Source organism: Streptomyces sp. NPDC050625 (genome assembly GCF_040654755.1).
GTDB lineage: Bacteria > Actinomycetota > Actinomycetes > Streptomycetales > Streptomycetaceae > Streptomyces.
The window spans coordinates 65,345-83,187 of sequence record NZ_JBFAIQ010000024.1 but is presented as its reverse complement, the minus strand read 5'-3'; the positions used below and the strand labels follow the sequence as shown (position 1 = coordinate 83,187).

The 17,843-nt window shown below is 68.2% G+C and carries 17 protein-coding genes and 3 pseudogenes; 12 read left to right on the top strand and 8 right to left on the bottom strand.

Translation table 11 applies throughout. The features are described from left to right. The first annotated feature begins 10 nt into the window (after window positions 1-10). From AB0I54_RS36355 to AB0I54_RS36345, 3 genes are all read left to right on the top strand, one after another. Window positions 11-1,588, top strand: a complete 1,578-nt coding sequence (locus tag AB0I54_RS36355) for an MDR family MFS transporter (RefSeq protein ID WP_363300535.1) — start codon at window positions 11-13, stop codon at window positions 1,586-1,588. Then, a complete protein-coding gene (locus AB0I54_RS36350) occupies window positions 1,585-2,307 on the top strand; it encodes a hypothetical protein (RefSeq protein WP_363300534.1) in 723 nt (240 codons plus the stop codon). The genes AB0I54_RS36355 and AB0I54_RS36350 overlap by 4 nt, the downstream gene beginning before the upstream one ends. An 864-nt stretch (window positions 2,308-3,171) precedes the next feature. Then, window positions 3,172-3,852, top strand: coding sequence for a 4'-phosphopantetheinyl transferase superfamily protein (locus tag AB0I54_RS36345; RefSeq protein ID WP_363300533.1), 681 nt, complete (start codon window positions 3,172-3,174; stop codon window positions 3,850-3,852). 117 nt (window positions 3,853-3,969) lie between these two features. Here the strand turns inward: AB0I54_RS36345 and AB0I54_RS36340 are convergent. Then, a pseudogene (locus tag AB0I54_RS36340) lies at window positions 3,970-4,386 on the bottom strand (integrase core domain-containing protein); the annotation flags it as partial. A 394-nt stretch (window positions 4,387-4,780) separates the two neighbouring features. Continuing rightward, entirely contained in the window at window positions 4,781-5,512 is a 732-nt protein-coding gene (locus AB0I54_RS36335; RefSeq protein WP_363300532.1) for a DUF4232 domain-containing protein, read from the bottom strand. 957 nt (window positions 5,513-6,469) lie between these two features. Between AB0I54_RS36335 and AB0I54_RS36330 the strand changes: the two genes are divergently transcribed. The 4 genes from AB0I54_RS36330 to AB0I54_RS36315 all read left to right on the top strand — a co-directional run bounded on the left by AB0I54_RS36330 (window position 6,470) and on the right by AB0I54_RS36315 (window position 10,761). Further along, complete coding sequence (locus AB0I54_RS36330; RefSeq protein ID WP_363300531.1) at window positions 6,470-6,778, top strand: CU044_2847 family protein; 309 nt, start codon at window positions 6,470-6,472, stop codon at window positions 6,776-6,778. A 9-nt stretch (window positions 6,779-6,787) separates the two neighbouring features. Continuing rightward, window positions 6,788-7,738, top strand: coding sequence for a serine protease (locus AB0I54_RS36325; RefSeq protein ID WP_363300530.1), 951 nt, complete (start codon window positions 6,788-6,790; stop codon window positions 7,736-7,738). Further along, window positions 7,735-9,795: a tetratricopeptide repeat protein gene (locus AB0I54_RS36320; RefSeq protein WP_363300529.1), complete on the top strand. Its 2,061-nt coding sequence runs from the start codon at window positions 7,735-7,737 to the stop codon at window positions 9,793-9,795. The genes AB0I54_RS36325 and AB0I54_RS36320 overlap by 4 nt, the downstream gene beginning before the upstream one ends. Window positions 9,796-10,212: 417 nt before the next feature. After that, a complete protein-coding gene (locus AB0I54_RS36315; protein WP_363300528.1) occupies window positions 10,213-10,761 on the top strand; it encodes a carbonic anhydrase in 549 nt (182 codons plus the stop codon). On the opposite strand, the gene AB0I54_RS36310 is transcribed toward AB0I54_RS36315, so the two are convergent. The 6 genes and pseudogenes from AB0I54_RS36310 to AB0I54_RS36285 form a co-directional block, all read right to left on the bottom strand. Next, window positions 10,690-11,202 carry a hypothetical protein gene (locus AB0I54_RS36310; protein ID WP_363300527.1) on the bottom strand — a complete coding sequence of 171 codons (513 nt, stop codon included), beginning with the start codon at window positions 11,200-11,202 and terminating at the stop codon, window positions 10,690-10,692. The genes AB0I54_RS36315 and AB0I54_RS36310 overlap by 72 nt on opposite strands. Before the next feature lie 400 nt (window positions 11,203-11,602). Continuing rightward, complete coding sequence (locus AB0I54_RS36305) at window positions 11,603-11,929, bottom strand: DUF1048 domain-containing protein (protein WP_363300526.1); 327 nt, start codon at window positions 11,927-11,929, stop codon at window positions 11,603-11,605. A gap of 1 nt (window position 11,930) precedes the next feature. Continuing rightward, window positions 11,931-12,287 (bottom strand): DUF1048 domain-containing protein, encoded by a 357-nt coding sequence (locus AB0I54_RS36300; protein ID WP_363300525.1) that lies wholly within the window; start codon window positions 12,285-12,287, stop codon window positions 11,931-11,933. Next, entirely contained in the window at window positions 12,284-12,610 is a 327-nt protein-coding gene (locus AB0I54_RS36295; RefSeq protein ID WP_171164436.1) for a PadR family transcriptional regulator, read from the bottom strand. The genes AB0I54_RS36300 and AB0I54_RS36295 overlap by 4 nt, the downstream gene beginning before the upstream one ends. 144 nt (window positions 12,611-12,754) lie before the next feature. After that, a complete protein-coding gene (locus AB0I54_RS36290; RefSeq protein ID WP_363300524.1) occupies window positions 12,755-12,907 on the bottom strand; it encodes a hypothetical protein in 153 nt (50 codons plus the stop codon). Between the two features lie 83 nt (window positions 12,908-12,990). Further along, window positions 12,991-13,117: pseudogene (locus AB0I54_RS36285) on the bottom strand (transposase family protein); the annotation flags it as partial. A 245-nt stretch (window positions 13,118-13,362) separates the two neighbouring features. Between AB0I54_RS36285 and AB0I54_RS36280 the strand changes: the two are divergent. The 5 genes and pseudogenes from AB0I54_RS36280 to AB0I54_RS36260 all read left to right on the top strand — a co-directional run bounded on the left by AB0I54_RS36280 (window position 13,363) and on the right by AB0I54_RS36260 (window position 17,571). Next, complete coding sequence (locus AB0I54_RS36280; RefSeq protein ID WP_363300523.1) at window positions 13,363-13,896, top strand: SigE family RNA polymerase sigma factor; 534 nt, start codon at window positions 13,363-13,365, stop codon at window positions 13,894-13,896. Then, the gene (locus AB0I54_RS36275) at window positions 13,893-14,786 is read left to right on the top strand and encodes a hypothetical protein (protein ID WP_363300522.1); all 894 of its coding nucleotides are present in this window, start codon (window positions 13,893-13,895) and stop codon (window positions 14,784-14,786) included. The genes AB0I54_RS36280 and AB0I54_RS36275 overlap by 4 nt, the downstream gene beginning before the upstream one ends. A gap of 135 nt (window positions 14,787-14,921) precedes the next feature. Next, window positions 14,922-15,880 (top strand): annotated as a pseudogene (locus AB0I54_RS36270) (IS481 family transposase). A 556-nt stretch (window positions 15,881-16,436) separates the two neighbouring features. Beyond that, window positions 16,437-16,952, top strand: coding sequence for a hypothetical protein (locus AB0I54_RS36265; protein WP_363300521.1), 516 nt, complete (start codon window positions 16,437-16,439; stop codon window positions 16,950-16,952). Next, window positions 16,945-17,571: a hypothetical protein gene (locus tag AB0I54_RS36260; protein ID WP_363300520.1), complete on the top strand. Its 627-nt coding sequence runs from the start codon at window positions 16,945-16,947 to the stop codon at window positions 17,569-17,571. Before AB0I54_RS36265 ends, AB0I54_RS36260 begins: the two co-directional genes overlap by 8 nt. The last annotated feature ends 272 nt before the right edge of the window (window positions 17,572-17,843 follow it).

Below are 17,843 nucleotides of genomic sequence, written 5' to 3'. Positions count from 1 at the left end.
GTGGTAGGCCATGTCCACCAACCCGCCAATGCCTCCGGCAGGCGAACCCGCCGCATCGCCGAAGCACATCCGGTCCACAATGCTCGGTGTCATGCTGGCGATGCTGCTGGCAATGCTCGACAACGCCATCGTGGGCACCTCGATGCCGACGATCGTCGGTGACCTGGGCGGCATGGCCCACATGTCGTGGGTGGTCACTGCGTACACCCTGGCCACCGCCGCCTCCACCCCGGTCTGGGGAAAGTTCGGCGATCTCTTCGGTCGCAAGCACGTCTTCCTCGCGTCCATCGGCGTCTTCCTGACGGGCTCGGTCTTGTGCGGGAGCGCGCGCTCGATGCCCCAACTCATCGGCTTCCGGGCCGTCCAGGGCCTGGGCGCCGGCGGCATCGCGACGCTCGCGTTCGCACTGATCGGCACCCTGGTGCCGCCGCGCGAGCGGGGCCGCTACCAGGGCATGAACTCGGCGCTCGTCGCCGTCGGCACCGTCGGCGGCCCGCTGCTGGGCGGAGTGATCGCCGATCACCTGGGCTGGCACTGGGCCTTCTACATCAACATCCCGCTCGGTCTGACCGCCCTGGTCTGGTGCGCGGCGCTGCTGAAGCTGCCTGCCACCCGGGCCAAGGCCAGGATCGACTGGCCGGGCATCGCCCTGATGACCACGACCATCGTCGCGCTGGTGCTGGCGACCACCTGGGCTGGCAGCAAGTACCCCTGGTGCTCCTGGCAGATCCTGTCCCTGTTCCTGGTCGCAACCATCGCTCTGGGGGGTTTCGTCGTCTCGCAGAAGCGGGCCGCCGAACCGGTCCTTCCGCCGCGCGTCTTTCGGGACCGCAACTTCGTCCTCAGCTCCCTGATGCTCTTCGGAGCCGGAGCGGTCATGCTCGGCAACACTCTCTACCTGCCACTGTTCCAGCAGAGCGTCCAAGGCGCCTCGGCCACCAACTCCGGCCTGCTGCTGATGCCGATGATGGTCCCGATCGCCCTGGTCTCCGTCGTCGCCGGCAAGGTCATGTCGCGCACCGGCAAGTACAAGGTCTTCCCGGTCGTGGGCTCCGGCTTTCTCACCGCCGGCACCGCCCTGCTCGCCACCATGGACACCGGCACCTCCCGTGCCGTGGCCGGCGTCTATATGACACTGGTGGGCATAGGCCTCGGCCTCCTGCTGCAGGTGACGACGACCATCGCGCAGAACAGCGTCGAGATGCGCGACATGGGTGCCGCCTCCGCCGGTGTCACCCTCTTCCGTACCATCGGCGGTTCCCTCGGCGTCGCGGTCTTCGGCTCCCTGTTCTCCCACGCGACGGCCGGCCACCTGCCCGCAACCACCGACCCCGGTGAGGCGACGCGGATCAGCGCCTCCGCCCTGGCCGGGCTGCCTGGTCCGGCCAAGGACGCCTACCTGCGGGCCGTCGCCTCCGGCACCCAGCACATCTTCACGCTCGCCGCGGGCCTGTGCACAGTCGCCTTCGCCGCCGCGCTCCTGGTCAAGGAGATCCCGCTGCGAGGAAAGCCCCGGGGCCAAACGCCGGCGGCGTCCCGACCCGTTGATGCCCATGCCCTCGCCCAGGACGGACTCGGCAGCGCATGACATCCGGCCAAGCGGAAAAGGACGGGCGTGGCACCGGACTCACAGTGACCACCGCCGCGTTCGTCTTTCTCGTACTGCGGCTGTTCGCGGTGTCCGGCTACGACTGGCATACCGCTTTCGCGGTCCTGCACACTGTCGATCCGAAGGACGCCATCGGCCTTGTTCTCGGCACCGTGATGGCCGACTCGCTCGCCTCGCTACTGTTCCTCACGCTCCTGGCGCCGATCGCCGTCCTCCGGCTGCTCATGGAGGTTCGGACCATACAGAAAGCCAAGGGCCATGCGCCGGCACAGGGGCAGCGGCCCGAGCAGCCCGGCCTGACGGGCGCGATGGCACTGCTGGTCTCGCTCGTCGCTGTCGTCGCGTACATCAACACCTTCCACCGGTGGTGGCTGCTCCTGCTCGTAGCCGCCGTCGGTGGGCTGATGCTGGTCATCGCCCACAGCATCCAGGCGGGCGGAAGACTGATGTGGGCCGCGGTCTGGGCCGCTCGGCACCTCGGGCTGCTGGCCGCTGCGGCCATGCTGTTCGGCGCGGCGACGGTAAGGACACCATGGGTTCCGCTGGAACGGATCGAACTGCGGGGCGGGACCGACATGCACGGGTACGTCCTGCAGGCCGAACCCGGATTCCTCAAGGTGCTCACCGAGCACCGACGACATCTCCTCATCCTGCCGGACCGGGATGTCAGCGCGAGACGGGAGATTGCCGAGCACTGAGAGCAAGCCGCCCCACCGCTCGCTGCCGGACCCAGCAGATGAATAGCAGGCCCGCGTACAGGGTTCCATCCGTGTCGGAGCGTCGGGTCCGGCGGCGGGGGCGGGCGTCCTCTTCGACGTCCTGTCGCCGGCCCCGTAAACCTCGGTGACACGTCGAGTCCGGTGCCACGCACGGTGATCAGCGAGCAACGTTGGACACAGCCTGTCAACGGCTCCACTCAGGTCATGGAACGACCGGGGCAAGTGAGGCTTTCGGGGCGGTTGCCCGGCCCGGCAGCGACCGAAACAGCGACCGAAGGCTGCGGGCAGCGACTGAAACGACTGAAGGCTTCTACATATGAAGCACACACGCATGCATGCATGCATGCTTCACCTACCCGGACCTTGAGTCGCTTCAGTCGCTACAACCCTCCGAAAATGCCCCTGCCCTGCGGTTTCTTCAGCTCCTCAAGCAGCGACCGAACAGTCGCTGAGTCGCTTTTCTTCAGTCGCTGCCCCAGCGGATACACAGGCCGCAAGCGACTGAAGCTACCGAAGCGACGGGGCGGGAGGACCCCGCGCCGGTGCCCGCAGCCCCCGGGCTACTGGGCGCGGGGTGGGGTGCGCGCCAGCCGTCCTGGTCCTCATGCGGTCGTAGGGCGCTGACCGTCAGGAAGCTGTGCCGCCGCATGTCTGTTCGGCTGGTACGGTCCGCTCAGCGTCCCAATGCGGTGGTCAACACCCGGCTAGTGACTGACTGTGGTCGCCCCTGGCGCAAAGGAATCCACTTCGAGGAGGTGTCGGTCGAATATCCGCGCGAGTGGCGCGGATATCCGCAACCGCCGCGACAGCTGTGCCGCAATCTGCCCAGGGAGGACAGGCCCGTTGATCGAGGAACTGCTGCCGGAGTGCGTGGTCAGCGTCGAAGCGTACGGCGACGACGAGCCCGGGAACACGGCCCTGTACCCCGAGGAGGAGGCGCTCCTCGCCCAGGCGGTCGCCAAGCGTCGCCGCGAGTTCGCCGTCGTACGCTCCTGCGCCCGCCGCGCCATGGAGAAGCTCGGCGTGCCGCCGCAGCCGATCCTGCCCGGCGAGCGCGGCGCACCCGCCTGGCCGGACGGGCTGGTCGGCAGCATGACCCACTGCGACGGCTACTGTGCCGCCTCCCTGGTCCGCGCCGCCGACCTGGCGTCACTCGGCATCGACGCCGAACCCCACCAGCCGCTCCCGGACGGCATCCTGGAGGCGGTCTCCCTGCCCACGGAGGCAGAGCGGCTGCGCCGCCTGGCCCTCGACCATCCGGACGTCCACTGGGACCGGCTCCTGTTCAGCGCCAAGGAGTCCGTCTACAAGGCGTGGTACCCCCTCACCGGCAAGTGGCTGGACTTCACCGAGGCCGACATCAACGTCGTCGCCAACCCCAACGGGCAGCACAGCGGCCGCTTCCGCGCCCGGCTCCTCGTCCCCGGCCCGTCGGTGGGTGACCGGCGGCTCGACTTCTTCGAGGGCCGATGGGCCGTCCAGCAGGGACTGGTGACGACAGCGGTCAGCGTGCCGCACACCTGACCCCCGAGACTTCCGAAATGTGTGCCAGCAGCCGTGCGTAGGCCACACCAGCGCGCGTGTGCACGGACGGCAACGAAGACACCAGCGCCGCTCCGTCACCACCGGGAGCGAGTCGCTGATTCCGGTGTGGGGTCGATGGTAGTTGTACCAGTCCAGCCAGTCAGGAAACGCTGCTTGGCGTTGGGTTTCTGAGGTGTAGGGCTGCTGGTAGGCCCACTCGTCGAGCAGGGCGCGGTGGAAGCGTTCGACTTTGCCGTTGGTCTGCGGCCGCCAGGGCCTGGTCCAGCGCGGGCTGATGCCCAGCTGGCGGCAGGTCTCACGCCAGGTGTTCTTAGGGTGAGTGATGCGGGCGGCTGGAGCGGTCATACATGCCGGCCCATCCCAGCAGGCGGTAGCGGTCGGCCCACCGTTTGGCGGTGGTGTGGCTGACCTGGAACCGCTCAGCCGCCCGCCGTAACGGCCAGCCGTCCTCGACCACACACCAGCCAGACGCAGTCTGCCGGTCGGCGTCAGCGGGGCATTACGGTGGCACATGAGGGCCTCCTGCAGATCGGCGGACGATGTCGCAATCCCCACCGAATCCAGAAGGCCTTCACCCATGCAAGAGCACAGTGCCGTCACCAACGTGCCCGAACAGCACACCTAGTACGTATACGGCTGTGGCCCCGAACACGCAGGTGTTCGGGGCCACAGCCGCTCAAGCGGGCAGGTTCAGCCGACGTTGGGATCCCGGCCGGCCAACTGCGTCAGCAGCTCGACGATCTGCGCCTGATTGCGGTCCATCGTCTCGGCGATGTCACTCGGCTGTGCCTGGAGGTTGCCCACCTTCTGATCAAGGGCCGGTGATCGGCCGTCCGGTCTCCGAGGCGCGCAGTAGGACGGTGATGTCGTTGCGCACCGCCGGGTGTCGGGGTCCGGATCGGCGTTGCTACGACGCGCTCCCCGCGCCTGGCTGGACGGAGCCGACGCTCAGGATGCCGACCGTCCCGGCGCAGGCAGTCGAGCTGTAGGCGACGTAGATCGGGGTTGTCTGACCCGGCGGGTAGACCTGCAGGTATTGCGCGGCAGTCGGGTGGCACTGCTCCGCGGGGTAGTTGCCGGCGTTTGTGATCCGTAGCAGCGCGTTGCCGGTGGCCCCCGGCGCCAGCGTCACCAGCGTGGGGGGTGTGGTGGTGTTGCGGGTGGCGGCCGGGCCGATCTGACTGACGGGGCTGCCCCCGGCGAGCGACACCCCGGGGTAGCCGTACAGGGTGCAGGAGGTCTTGGAGATGTTGGTGAAGTCGATCACCTGGTAGACGCTGCCGGCGGCGCCCTGGCTGACACCCGGTCTGGCCTTCAGATAGCGGGTTGGGCAGGCGGCGGTACCCCTGTGCGTGGTGCCGGTCGGCGCCTCGGTGCCGGTGCCCGCACCGCTGGCCCGAGCTGTGGCCGCCGCGGCAGGCGCAGTCGTAGCCGGTGCGCCCGAAGTAGCCGGTGCGCCAGGCGTCGTCGTAGCCGGTGCGCCAGGCGTCGTCGTAGCCGGTGCGTCGGAAACCGCCGCTGCGGCGGTGCCACCGGAGGAGGAGCCGGCCGAGCCCGCGCTGCAGCCGGTGGCGATCGCCGCGATGCAGGCGAGTGCGGTGGCGGGGAGTACTCGCCGGAGTATGAGTGGAGCTGACAACGCGGTTGCCCTTCTGCTGCGCGGAGCGACTCATTGGCCGTGTGACACTCATGACGCCACGCGTGCGGCGCCGGTTCTACCAGACACGTCCCGGCAGTTTCACTGTTGTGTCCCGGCCGCTCGGCGCCCAGACCGGCCTGCCGGACATGGCAGGTCCGGTGTTCCGGCCGGCCGGGTCCCGTCCGGCGAGGCTGGCAGCTGCTGGATCGCTCGTGTGCCCTTGCGGACAGGCAGTGCCCCTCGCCCTTCAGGCGGTTCAGGGTCCACTGGACCGTTCGGATGGATCGAGCAGTCCGTCGCGTCCGGGACGGAGCCAGATGGCCGGCCGTGACGAACACCCAGCAGAGGGCGTCTGCACCCCTCGGGCTCGGGCCCGTCACTGGCCGCCACGTCGGCACGTCCGGGACCACCCCCCAACGCCACCCTGGCCGCCGACCCACTGGGCGCCACCAGCAGGCTCCTGGCCGTGTACACCGCTGCCCACACCGCCCCGACGGACGCCTCGGACGCCCCGAGGCCGGTGGGCGGCACGGGACCGAGAAGAACGCTGGGCAGCAAGCGACACGTGGCCCCAGTCGCCCTGGGACGTGCGGACCTTCAAAGCCGCCAGCCGCATCCCAATCACAGACAACGCCGACGAGGGATCAGACGGGTACATCACCTTCACGCCCCCGCCGCACGAGCGGGCACCTGCTCCACACAGGCGGTGGCGCAATCCTCCGGACATCTCGCATCGCGGTGGTGGCCTGGACCGGGGGCGGCATGCTCCTCGCCTCAGCAGCCGGTACGGCGCTTCTCCTACGGGCCCGGACCCGCCGCCGCCTGAACTCCGCCTGAACGCTGGGCAGGACGAGAAGAGGCAGGAGCTGCCGGCTCTGGCAGCCTAGAAAATGTCACCGGGAAGGCCGGCCCTGGCTACTCTAGGAGCGCTGCTGAAGAACCAGGCCGGGGGGCTAGATGACGGATGCGGTGGTACGGGTCGAGACGGTCGAACTGGACGGCCAGGGACGACGGCAGATAGCCGCCCGGGCGGCCCGCCGGACCGTGCCACTGGCGGAGCGCTCGGCCGAGCTGCGCGAGGCCATCGTCTCGGCGTCCGCCATCGCCCAGGACTCGCTGGCCGAGATCGAGCCGCGCAACGGATGGCGAGTCAGCAGCGTGCAGGTGGTCTTCGGGGTGACACTCGCCGCGGAGGCCGGCGTCATCTTGTCCAAGGCGTCCGCGGAGGCATCCTTCGAGGTGACGCTCACCGTGGACAGAGGCTGAGGCGCGCGCGTGCCCGGCCGGGACTACGCCGTCGATCTGTGGCAGGGCCCGACCGCCCTGGGTGCTGGGTTTCTCATCGCGCCCTGTTACCTCCTGACCGCGGACCACTGCCTCCGCGCGCTGGCGGCGGACGACGACCTGGTCCGTGCGGTGTTCGCCGACGGGCACGCGGTCGACGGCCGGGTATGCCAGCGGGTAGCAGCCGCCGATCTGGCGCTGGTCCAGGTGCTGCAGCCCGAACTGGTGCCGCCGACCGTGCCGTTCCCGGACCTGCCGGTGCCTGGCGATCCGTGGAACGGGCTGTACCAGCCCTCGTACACCGATCCGCAGTTGAGCGGGCAGGTGAACCACGCTTCGGTGCCATACGACACGGAGGGCGGCGGCCGTATCGAGGCGGTGCAGCTCCAGACCGAGCAGCTGCTGGGGGACTACTCCGGCTACTCGGGAAGCCCGGTCGAACGCACTACCCCCGGCAAGGAACTCGCCGTCCTCGGCATCCTCGTTGAGCAGTATCCCGACCGAGCAAACCCGGACCGATACGCCAATGTGCTGTTCGCAGCCACGATCCGTGAGGCAATCACCCGCTTCGCTCAATTCCGGACCGGCCACCTGCTGCGCGTTCTGGAGGCGCGCGAGGAGGGCATCCTCGCGCGAGGCCCCGTGGCGGCTGGTGCCAAGCCCACCGTGGCAGCCACCGTGGGCAGCAGTCCTTCCCCCAGTACCGCCGTCTCTTCACCTGCGGCCACGCTCACCGAAGTGACCGGAGCCGCCGGTGCCGCACCCGGTGTCGACGGTGCCGCACCCGGTGTCGACGGAGCCGTCGCCACCGGCCACTCGCTGCTCGCGGCGATCAAGGAGTGGTCCGCCCAGGGCCTCATCGACCCGTCGAACGTGTCCGAGTTGCAGGTGCACGTGGCAAAGAGTGTGATCGAGGTCGCGCTGCGTGGGGGTACGGCATGACAGGCGCTCTCGACCAGGCCGTGGCGCAGGCTGAACGGCAGGTCCTGGCCGCGGCCTCCGGCAAGAACGAGCCGCCGCTCACCCAGGCACAACTGTCTCAGGCCTCCGGCTCCGCCTCCCCGGAGGCGGTGGATCGGGTCTGCTACCTGGCGGCGCTCCTGGCGCGGCTGGGACGGCACGAGGATGCAGTACGCCTTCTGCGGACCGTTGCCTCCGCCCTCGCCACATACACGAATTCCGCCCCCCACTCCACCTCCACCGCGCTCAACCACCTGGCGGTGAGCCTCACTTCCATCGGCGCATGGGAGCCCGCCCGGACCCTGCTCCAAGCCGTGGTTGAGCAGGCACCCGAGTCGCAACCGCTGCTGCGCGCACGTGCCTGCGCCAATCTCGCTGCAGTGGAGATCAGAGCCGCCCACCTCGCCGAGGCGCACAGTGCGGTCGTCCAGGCGCGTGGCCTCCTCGTCGGCCAGGATTCCGCAGCTACCCGGGACATCGTCGCACTGCTGGACAGCGTCGACCTCGCTTTGGCCCGAGCCGGGGCCGGAGCGGCGTCGGTTGGCGAGGCGGAAGCAGCCGTACGTGCCGTAGATCCGCCTGACGACGACTCGGCCGCTTCTCTGGCCGCCCTCACCGGTCGGGCCGTCCTCGCTTTCGAGGAGGCCCTGAGAGACCCGGATCCCCGACGGCTGCGGGAGCTCACCAATGTCCTGAACATCGTCGTCTGCCGCGCGGCGGCGGCCCTCGGGGCTGCGCATCCGCAGACCGTCGTCGCCCGGGTCAACCTGGTCTGCGCTGAGTTCGAGTCGGCCCGGCGGGCCGGCGATCAGCGCCGCATGGCGGTCTGTGTCGAACGTATGCGGACCACGGCTGTCGAGGCGGCGAACGTGCTGGGCGCCTCGCATCCCGTGGCGGTCACCGCACTCACGAACCAGGCCCACGCCGGCTTGGAGTCCGCGCGAGCCCAGCGGTCCGAGGAACAGCTGGCCGAAGCCGCGCGCCAGCTCGACCGGGCGGCGGAGCGCTCACAGGCGGCACTGGGTGCAAGCCACCCGCTGACGGTCCTGGCCACGGGCACGGCACGTGCCGGACGCCGGCTCAGCGCGGCCGCATCCGGCCCTTCCGAGCCGGAAGGCCGCGGGGGAGTGATGACCCTGACCAGGACTACCGTCGCAGTCGCCGACCCTTGGCATCCCGGTGAGGCCTTGATGTCTCCTCGGTCCGCCACCCTGGCACTCGCCCCCGACCGGGCCCTTCAGGAGCTTCGGGAGCGGCGTCAGCTGGCCTCGCGGATCGGAGCTGGGGGCAACGCGTCCGCCGCGCTGGAACTGTTCGTCCGGCTGGAGGCGGACTGCCAGGACCAGTTGTCCGACGACTCTCCCTTTACGCTCGGTGTCCGTCATGGCGTGGCTTACTGGACGGGCGTGTGTGGGCGGGCCCCGCACGCGAGGCAACTGTCGCTGCGGCTGATGGATGTCTACGCGAGCCTTTACACCGACCAGGACCGGGTGATGCGGGTCCTGCGAGACGACCTCGCCCGCTGGACCGGCGAGTCGGGCGAACCCGGGGATGCGGTTCGGCAGTACCGGGAGCTGCGCCACGACACCGAACAGCTGCTGGGTGCAGACCACCCGGAAACCCTCGTCTCCCGCCACAACACCGCCTACTGGATCGCCGTCCGCGGGGATCGCCTAGCCGCACTGCACCATTTCCAGATGCTGCTGGCCGACGTGCTGCGGATCAACGGCCCCCACCATCGCCACACCCTCGCGGTACGGCACAACATCGCCTACTGGACCGATGCGAAGGGCGATCCACACGAGGCGCTCCGCCTCTTCACCGATCTCCTCCAGGACCGCACCCGCGTGCTGGGCGGGGAGCACCCCCACTCCCTCCTCAACGCCTTCCACGTCGCCCGGCTGACGCGTCATCACCGGGACGCGTCAGCCGGGGCCGCAGAACTCGCTCGACTACTGCCCGTATTCGTGCGCGTGTTCAGCGAAGACCACCCGTGGACCCGGCGCCTGCACCTCGAACTCGCGCAGACTTCCGAATAGCGATCCGTCATCCCAGCGGCCGACGTCTCTGGCCAGGGCCGTCGGCACTCCATTCGGGCAGGGCGGGGTCTCGGCTCAGACGCTCTCGCCGCCGCCCGAGCCGGTCTTTGGGCTATCTGTGGCAACGTAACGCCCGCCCCCTTGCGCCTGCTCCATGCCACCCACACCACGCTGAACAATTGCCCTGGTCAAGACGCAGGGACGTGTCTGAGCGGCCGAGGGGAACGACCGATGGACAGCGCAGGACGTCTGGTCCGTAGAGCACTGCTCGCCGGCGGACTTGCGGGCGCCACCGCCGCGCTCTCAGGGTGCTCATCAACGAGAGCCTCCCCGGCGGCGGCCAGCGCTTCGCCGAGCCCGCGCCCGACCACACCCTCCGGGGCGTTCACGAGACTGATGGAAGGCAACGAGCGCTGGGTGAGCGGAGACCTTCGACACCCCGACCGGGACCCGAACCGGCGTCAGCTCGTGGCCCAGGAGCAAGAGCCGTTTGGGGCGATCCTCTCGTGCATCGACTCCCGGGTGCCGCCTGAACTCCTCTTCGACACCGGGCTGGGTGATCTTTACGTGATGCGTACGGGCGGGGCGACGGTCGGCCCGGTGGTGACCGGTTCCGTCGAGTACGGGCCCATGACCAGTGGCACCCCGCTCGTCGTGGTCCTCGGGCATCAGCGCTGCGGCGCCGTCAAGGCGGCGTACAAGTCCCTTCGTGACGGCAAACCGCTGCCCGGCAACCTGCAGGCGATCGTCAAGGCTCTGCAGCCGGCATACGATCAGGCCGCCCAGGAAGGCGGCACCGACCCGGTCGAGACCATGGCCCGTGCCCAGGTCAAGTTGACCGCTACCGATCTGCGTTCCAACCAGGACCTCGCCCCCCTCGTGGGAAAGGGCGCCCTAGCCGTGGTCGGCGCCTATTACTCGCTCGACACCGGCAAGGTGGAAGTCCTGGCCGGCGCGCCTTCCTGAACATTCCGTCCCGGCTGCGGTGGCCGAGTGCCTCGAAACGCGGTCGAAGTGCTGTCCGTTCTCGTGGAAGAAGCCAGCTGTCGCTCGTGGCCGATCGCGGTTCGACCAGGTGCCAGGAGGTGCCGGTGAAGGGTCGTTGCCCGGTGACCATCTGGTGGTGATGTCGTGTCGGGCGTCGCTGCTCTTGGTGATGCCGAAGTCGACGACCGTTGCCTCGCCGTCGTCCGCGACGACGATGCTGGACGGCTTGATGTCCCGGGGGTCAGGCCCGCCTTGTGCGGCCTCCAGGGCGTCGGCGACGCAGGCCGCCGTGTACATGGCCTTCGACAAGGGAAGCCGCCCGGACTCGAGGACAGCGCTGAGCGACTTGCCGAGCAGGAGCTGCATCACCAGGTCGGCGTGCAGGCGCCCGTCGTGCATCGCGGAGCCGAAGTCGTGCACGGTGACGATGTTCGGGTGGGACAGCCCGCCGGCGACCGCGGCCTCGCGGGCGAAACGGGGCTACCTGCCGATCGTGGTCCGCGCTGCCGTCGCCGGCGAGGACCTTGACCGCCACCTGCCGGCCGACCTGGGGATCGTGCGCCTTCCAGACCTGACCGAAGCCGCCCAAACCGATCGGTTGGATCAACCGGTAGCGGCCGTCCAGCACGGTCCCTGCCTGCACGACTCCCCCCTCTTTTCTGGCGCTCAGCGCTCGCCGAAGATGCGCTGCGCCGTCTCCGGGTCCGCGGACGTGATCAGCGTCGTCTCGCCCGCGCATCAGCTCGCCCGCGGCGGCGGCCCGCAGCTCGACAATCTCCTGCTCGGGCGGGCTACGCCCGCCGGCATGGGGCGGCGGGCGTCACTTCTCGTCCGCGCCGGGTTCCGCGCTGATGGATGCCTGGTAGACATCCGCGTAGGTAGGGGAGTCCTTGACCAGGTCGTCGCAGAACGCGGCGACGTCGGTGCCGATTAGTTCCAAGACGCCCTTGCCTGCGGCGACGCCCTCCTCGAAGAAGTCGACGATCCCGGGGAGCAGGGGCCCGTCAGGCAGGCTGATCGGTCCGACCTTGAACAGGTACCTCTGCATCTCCTTGTAGACGATCTGGTAGTCCGGCGGGAGAGCCTTGACCCGAGCCATGTGCGCCCGCCATTGCTTCTTGCCCTCGATGATGTCTTGGATGCTCACGTCAGCCTCCCAGTCGGCTCAATTTCCTTGCGACGTTCCTGTTCAACTGCTCGCGCCACCGGTCGCGATAGGTTCGAGCCCCTTCTCCACCGGCAAGCGCGGTGCAGAAGCCTCGGATGTCCTCGCCGAGCACCTCGTGGATGCTCTGCCCGTCCGCCGCTGCTACTTCGAGCAACCCCAGGGCGGCGTCGAGGATCGGCATCAGGTTGCGGCCGGTGAAGTCCCCGTAGGGGAAGAGGTAGGTGATGATCTGTCCCCACGCCGCCCGGTAGTCGTCCGGCAGGGTCTCGGCCCGGGCTTCGAACGCCTTCCATTCCCTGGTGAGATCGCTGCCTGTGACCTTCTCCCAGAAGTTCATCTCCCGCCCTCCTTGAGCCTGTCGATGCGTGATGAGAGGTACTGCCATTTCGCCCAGAACTTCGCGAGTTCCTCGCGTCCGGCGTCGTTGAGCGCGTAGAACTTGCGCGGCGGACCGACCCCGGATGGTCGTTTCGTCACCTGGACGAGCCCGTTCCTCTCCAACCGCAGCAAGATGGTGTACACCGTCCCCTCGATGACGTCGGCGAAGCCGAGCTCGTTCAGCTGGCGGGTGATGGCGTACCCGTAGGTTTCCTCGCTGCCGATGATTTCGAGCACGCACCCTTCGAGCGTCCCCTTCAGCATCTCCGTCAGGTCGTCCATCGCGGGTGCTCCTCAGCCCTGGTCAGTACTACGTGGTACCGAGTACTGCTATACGGTATCACCGAGTAGTGAAACGGCAACGTCTCCGGCAGGCGCAAACCCGGGACCGATCGGCGAGGACCCGGGCTCCACAGTGGCGGCCACTCATCGGCCCGGCTCTGCAGTCAGTGGGGGCTCGTAGGTCATCACCGCAACGTCCCGATCCTCGATCTCCCCAGGCTGCTTGTAGGACGGCTTGCGCATGTCGCCGTCGTGGATGCGCAGCGCCACCTGGTCGCCGTGGAGGACGTCGAGCACGTCGAGGATGTGCCCGGTACCGCGTACGAGGCGCGTTCTCCGCGATGGACCTCACCGCCCGGCACCCGCGCAGCGGCGAGCTGCTGTTCGGCCGCGGACTTCGAGATGCCGCAGAGTGGCGCGAGTTGGTGCATCGTCAAATGCGTGCGCCAGTAGGCCGGCACGAAGCAGTACCCGGTCCTCCAGCGGAAGGGACCACGGCCGGACCTTGCCGTCCCCACGTGATCACGTTTGGTCTGCCCCCGCAGTCGCGGAAAAGCCCTGACGGCGTAGACCGTGTGGTGCGGGCCGCCCGGACACCTCCACTGACGAAACCCGCATGGGCAACGCACGTTCGCTCGCGGCCGCTGCAACCCCGGGCGGCCCGGGTTCCGTGTAGGGCGTAGGGAAAGGCGGATCTGGGTCGACCTGGATCCGACGCAGGCGACGTCTGGACACGTGAGACGAGGAAGAGCGTGACCGATCATCCCCGCGAGACCGACTTCCGTACCTGGGTACTTGAGCACCGGACACGCCTGCGTACGACGGCATTTCTGCTCTGCGGTGACTGGTACCTCGCCGATGACCTCGTCCAGGACGCGCTCGGTCGGCTCTACTCCAGGTGGGGCAAGGTGGTGGCGTCCGGTGATCCGCGCGCGTACGTCCGTCGGATCCTGTGCAATCTCCACACCGACTACCGGCGTCGGCCGGCCCGACGTGAGATCAGCGAGGCGGACGTGGCCACGCTGCACGCACACCCGCACACCCGCATCGAGGAGCGCGACGACGATTTGATCGCCGCCCTGCTGACGATCCCCTCCGGGCAGCGGACCGTGCTCGTCCTGCGCTTCTTCGAGGACCTGTCCATCGAGCAGACCGCCGCCCTGCTCAAGACGAGTCCGGGCAACGTCAAGAGCCAGACGAGCCGCGGCCTGGACGCCCTGCGCTCCGCGCTCCGAACGCACCCGACCAAGAACATGCGACCGACCAGGATCGAAGGAGCATCGTGAACCCCGACCAGACGCCGGAGGAACTGGCCGCGCGCATTGCGTCCCTCAGCATCAGCGCTCCCGCCGACCACATCGACATCGACGAAGCGGTCCGCGCGGGGACGAGGCTGCGTCGGCGTCGGCGGCTCGCCGTCGCCGGCGCGTTTGCCTGTGTCGTGGCCCTCGCCGGATCGGTGGCCGTCGCAACACAGGCGGATCACGGCAGGAGCAACACCATGGCCTCTCCCATCTTCGGCACCTCATCCCTGACCGCCGAAAGCCTGGGCGGGCGGTGGATCGCCGTCCGGATCGACGGTCGCGACGTTTCGTCGTGGCGCGACGTCAGCGGCATTCCGGCGAACCTCATCATCGGCGCCGACGGGGCAACGAACGGCTGGCAGGTGAACAGTGCCTGCGGCCCGCAGGCCGGCGGCAGCTTCACTCTGGGAACGGACGGCTCGTTCACTGCCACATTGCCGTCACGACAGTTCCAGTCCTGCCCCGTGCTCACCACGCCGGCCCCCGATCTCCTGGACGCGGTCGCGCGTACCGCCTACGTCACCGTGGACGAGCCCGACGGCTCGGCCGCCCGAACGCTGCGGTTCCTGGACAGCCACAAACGGGTCGTTGCCCTGTGGCGCGAGGACACCACGATCGGCTCGCGTGCCTCCATGACCGCCGTGTGCAAGAAGGCGCTCGGACACGCGTCCACCTCCGACGGCACCTTCACCACCGTCGAGCACGTCCGTGCGAAGCACCTGGCTGCGACGAACGCCAAGCCCGAAAACGTTCTGCCCGACGTTCCCGGCGGCACCGTCGCCGTCTACTGCTCGGCCACCGAAAAGGGTACGCCCGGCAGGTACGCGGTCACGGCCAACGGTGACAAGGTGCAGCTCCGCCCGGTCGAGTAAGCGACCGCGCGAGTGCCGCCCACTAAGTTGTGCTGTTCGGGCACGTTGGTGACGGCACTGTGGTCTTGCATGGGTGAGGGCCTTCTGGATTCGGTGGGTATTGCCACATCGCCTGCCGATCTGCAGGAGGCCCTCATGTGCCACCGTAATGCCCCCGCTGACGCCGACCGGCAGACTGCGTCTGGCCTGGTGTGTGGTCGAGGACGGCTGGCCGTTACGGCTAGGCTGAGCGGTTCCAGGTCAGCCACACCACCGCCAAACGGCGGGCCAACCGCTACCGCCTGCTGGGATGGGCCGGCATGTATGACCGCTCCAGCCGCCCGCATCACTCACCCCGTAAGACCTCGGCTCAGGTCGAAGAGCAGGTGGTGCGCCTGCGGCAAGAGCACCGGATCGGACCGCTCAGGCTGACCGTGCGCGCCGGTGTGGCCGCCTCCACCGCCCCCCGCATCCTGCGTGATCATCACCTGCCCCCCTCTGGCCATACAAGACCGGGCCATCGGCCGACCGGTCCGCCGCTATGAACGCGCCGAGCCGGGCGAGCTGATGCACATCGACGTCAAAAAGCTCGGCCGGATCCCCGACGGAGGCGGCCACAAGGCACTCGGCCGGGCCGCCGGCCGCAGCAACCAGGCCCGTGCCGGCCACGGTTTTCTGTACCTGCACACCGCTCTGGACGACCACTCCCGCCTTGCCTACACCGAGCATCTGCCCGATGAACGGCCCCGACCTGCGCGGCCTTCCTGGTTCGAGCCACCGCGTGGTTCGCCGCCCGGGGCGTCACCATCGAGCGGGTACTGACCGACAACGCCTGGGCCTACACCAAGAACACCTGGCGTGAGACCTGCCGCCAGCTGGGCATCAGCCCGCACTGGACCAGGCCCTGGCGGCCGCAGACCAACGGCAAAGTCGAACCCTTCCACCGCACCCTGCTCGACGAGTGGGCCTACCAGCAGCCCTACACCTCAGAAACCCAACGCCAAGCAGCGTCTCCTGACTGGCTGGACCGGTACAACTACCATCGACCCCACACCGGAATCAGCGGCCAAACCCCAGCCAGCCGCGTCACCAACGTGTCCAAACGGCACACCTAGTCGCCGTCGTGCTCATGAGATGCACGACCGAATGGATAGCCTTCCCCCGGTCGCTACTTCTCCGAAGCCAGCATGGCCGTCATCTCTGCCGACGTGCGGCTACGCCAACGCAACGGGTGAATGAACGATTACAGCATCAGGCGGGATGTCATCGCCGCCCTGGCCAGGCTCACGGCCCAGCTCCTGGATACCAGTGAGGCTTGTGTTTGCGTCATTTACGGTCACTGTGCGTTCCATTCCGCTTTGTCGATTGCCGAATAGTTCTGGCCAGGTCTCACCCTTTTCTTGACGATCTCTTGAAGATTCCTTTCATTGACGACTTCTGGCCAAGTGTCTGCACGTTGCCGGATTAATTTGTGTCGGTTGATGCGGGTGGCAACTACGTTGGCATGTGCGCTCCAAGTGATCGATCGGCCCTTGCAGGGCCCGGACTGTCTCGACAGTCCGTATCCGGCTTGCAGCGCGCTGCCAGCGTGGGACGGGGGGCCAACGCAGGTTCGATACCGCCCCACCGACCTTCGACGTACGTGTCGTATTACGGGGAGTTTTGACGTCCATGTTGACGCCCAGAGCAAGCCTGCGTGCCGCCACTGCTGTTGCGGTCCTGGCCACTGTGGCGGTGGCTGTGCCGCATGCGGCGGCCGCCGACCGACCTGCTGTCTCGGTCTCGAAGAGAGCCGATGTCACCACGCGGTCCTTAGTCCAGACCGACCCTGGAGCTGCGGCGGCAGCGGCCACTGTGTGCGGGTCCGGATACAAGTTGTTCCGAGCCGTTCCGCTTCCGGAAGGTACGGACCCCAACCAGCGGCTGGCCACGCTGTTCTCCTACGAGAACAACGGGAAGGGCTGCGCGATCCTCGACAACAATGTCGGGGTGTCTCAGTACATGTACCTGAATGTGTGCAAGGTGGACGGTACAGACTGCGACAAGGACTCCGGGAACTTCACCAGCTACGCCGGCCCTGTCCGTGTGTCCAAGAGTGTTTGTGCGCCCGTAACCGCGAAGATGGGCAAGAGCTCCAGCAACTTGTACATCAACTTCAAATCTGAGTACATGTTCGCCTGTGACTAAGAACCTGCCCGGCACAGCCCGGGCATCCGCGCGCCTCCTGTTAGTGACGACGGCCGCAGGCTCCCTTCTGTTGACAGCCTGTGGCAGCCAGGGAAGCCAAAACACCGGCAGCTCTTCCGCACCGCCATCTGCCGCTGTCAGTCGTCAGACCAAGCCGCATGCCACGGCGGCGCCCAAGCCGTCCGGCACGGACGGTGCCCTCAGCAAAGCAGCTCAAGAGGCGGCTGCTCAGCGTGCAGCCGGCGCCCCCAGTGGGGATCCCGTCCACCCGACGAACACAGCCATACCCAGCCCTGAAGGCTACGGATTCGGGAAAGCCACGGCCACGGCAGCGCATGGCGAGGTCCTTGCCTACACACCACGCAGGCAGTCGGGACGGGTTGTTGTGCCGCTGACCATTCACAACGCCAGTGACAAGCGTGTGGATTACACGGTCACCGTCACGGTGGTGGGTGGCAAGTCTCCGCTTTCGGTGACTGTGAAGGCTGGCAACGTCTGGCCGGGCACCACGGTGCCGAGTGAGGCGGACGTCACTGCGTCCGGCTCAACGGCGGGTTCGAGCCCCTTGAAGATCAGCTTGAAGGTGGTCAGGGACTACCCGTTCGGCGACGCTGGCTGACCTCAACTGACGCTTGTACGTGGCAGGTTGTCCGGACTTGCTCCACCCGCTCGGCCAGTCGCCCTCTGACAGTTGGGCGGCTGGCCAACCGGTTCAGCCGCCCGGCGCTGACCCAGCCCAGTCGATCCCGCAGAACACGGTCAATCCTTTCCCTCTCATCATGCGTCTGTGCAGGTGACAGGCCTGTGCGGGCCACGCGGCAACCTGATCCCGGGACTCGACGGTCCGCCATCTCACCAGCCGTTCGCGGCACCAGCGCACCCGCGCGAGCT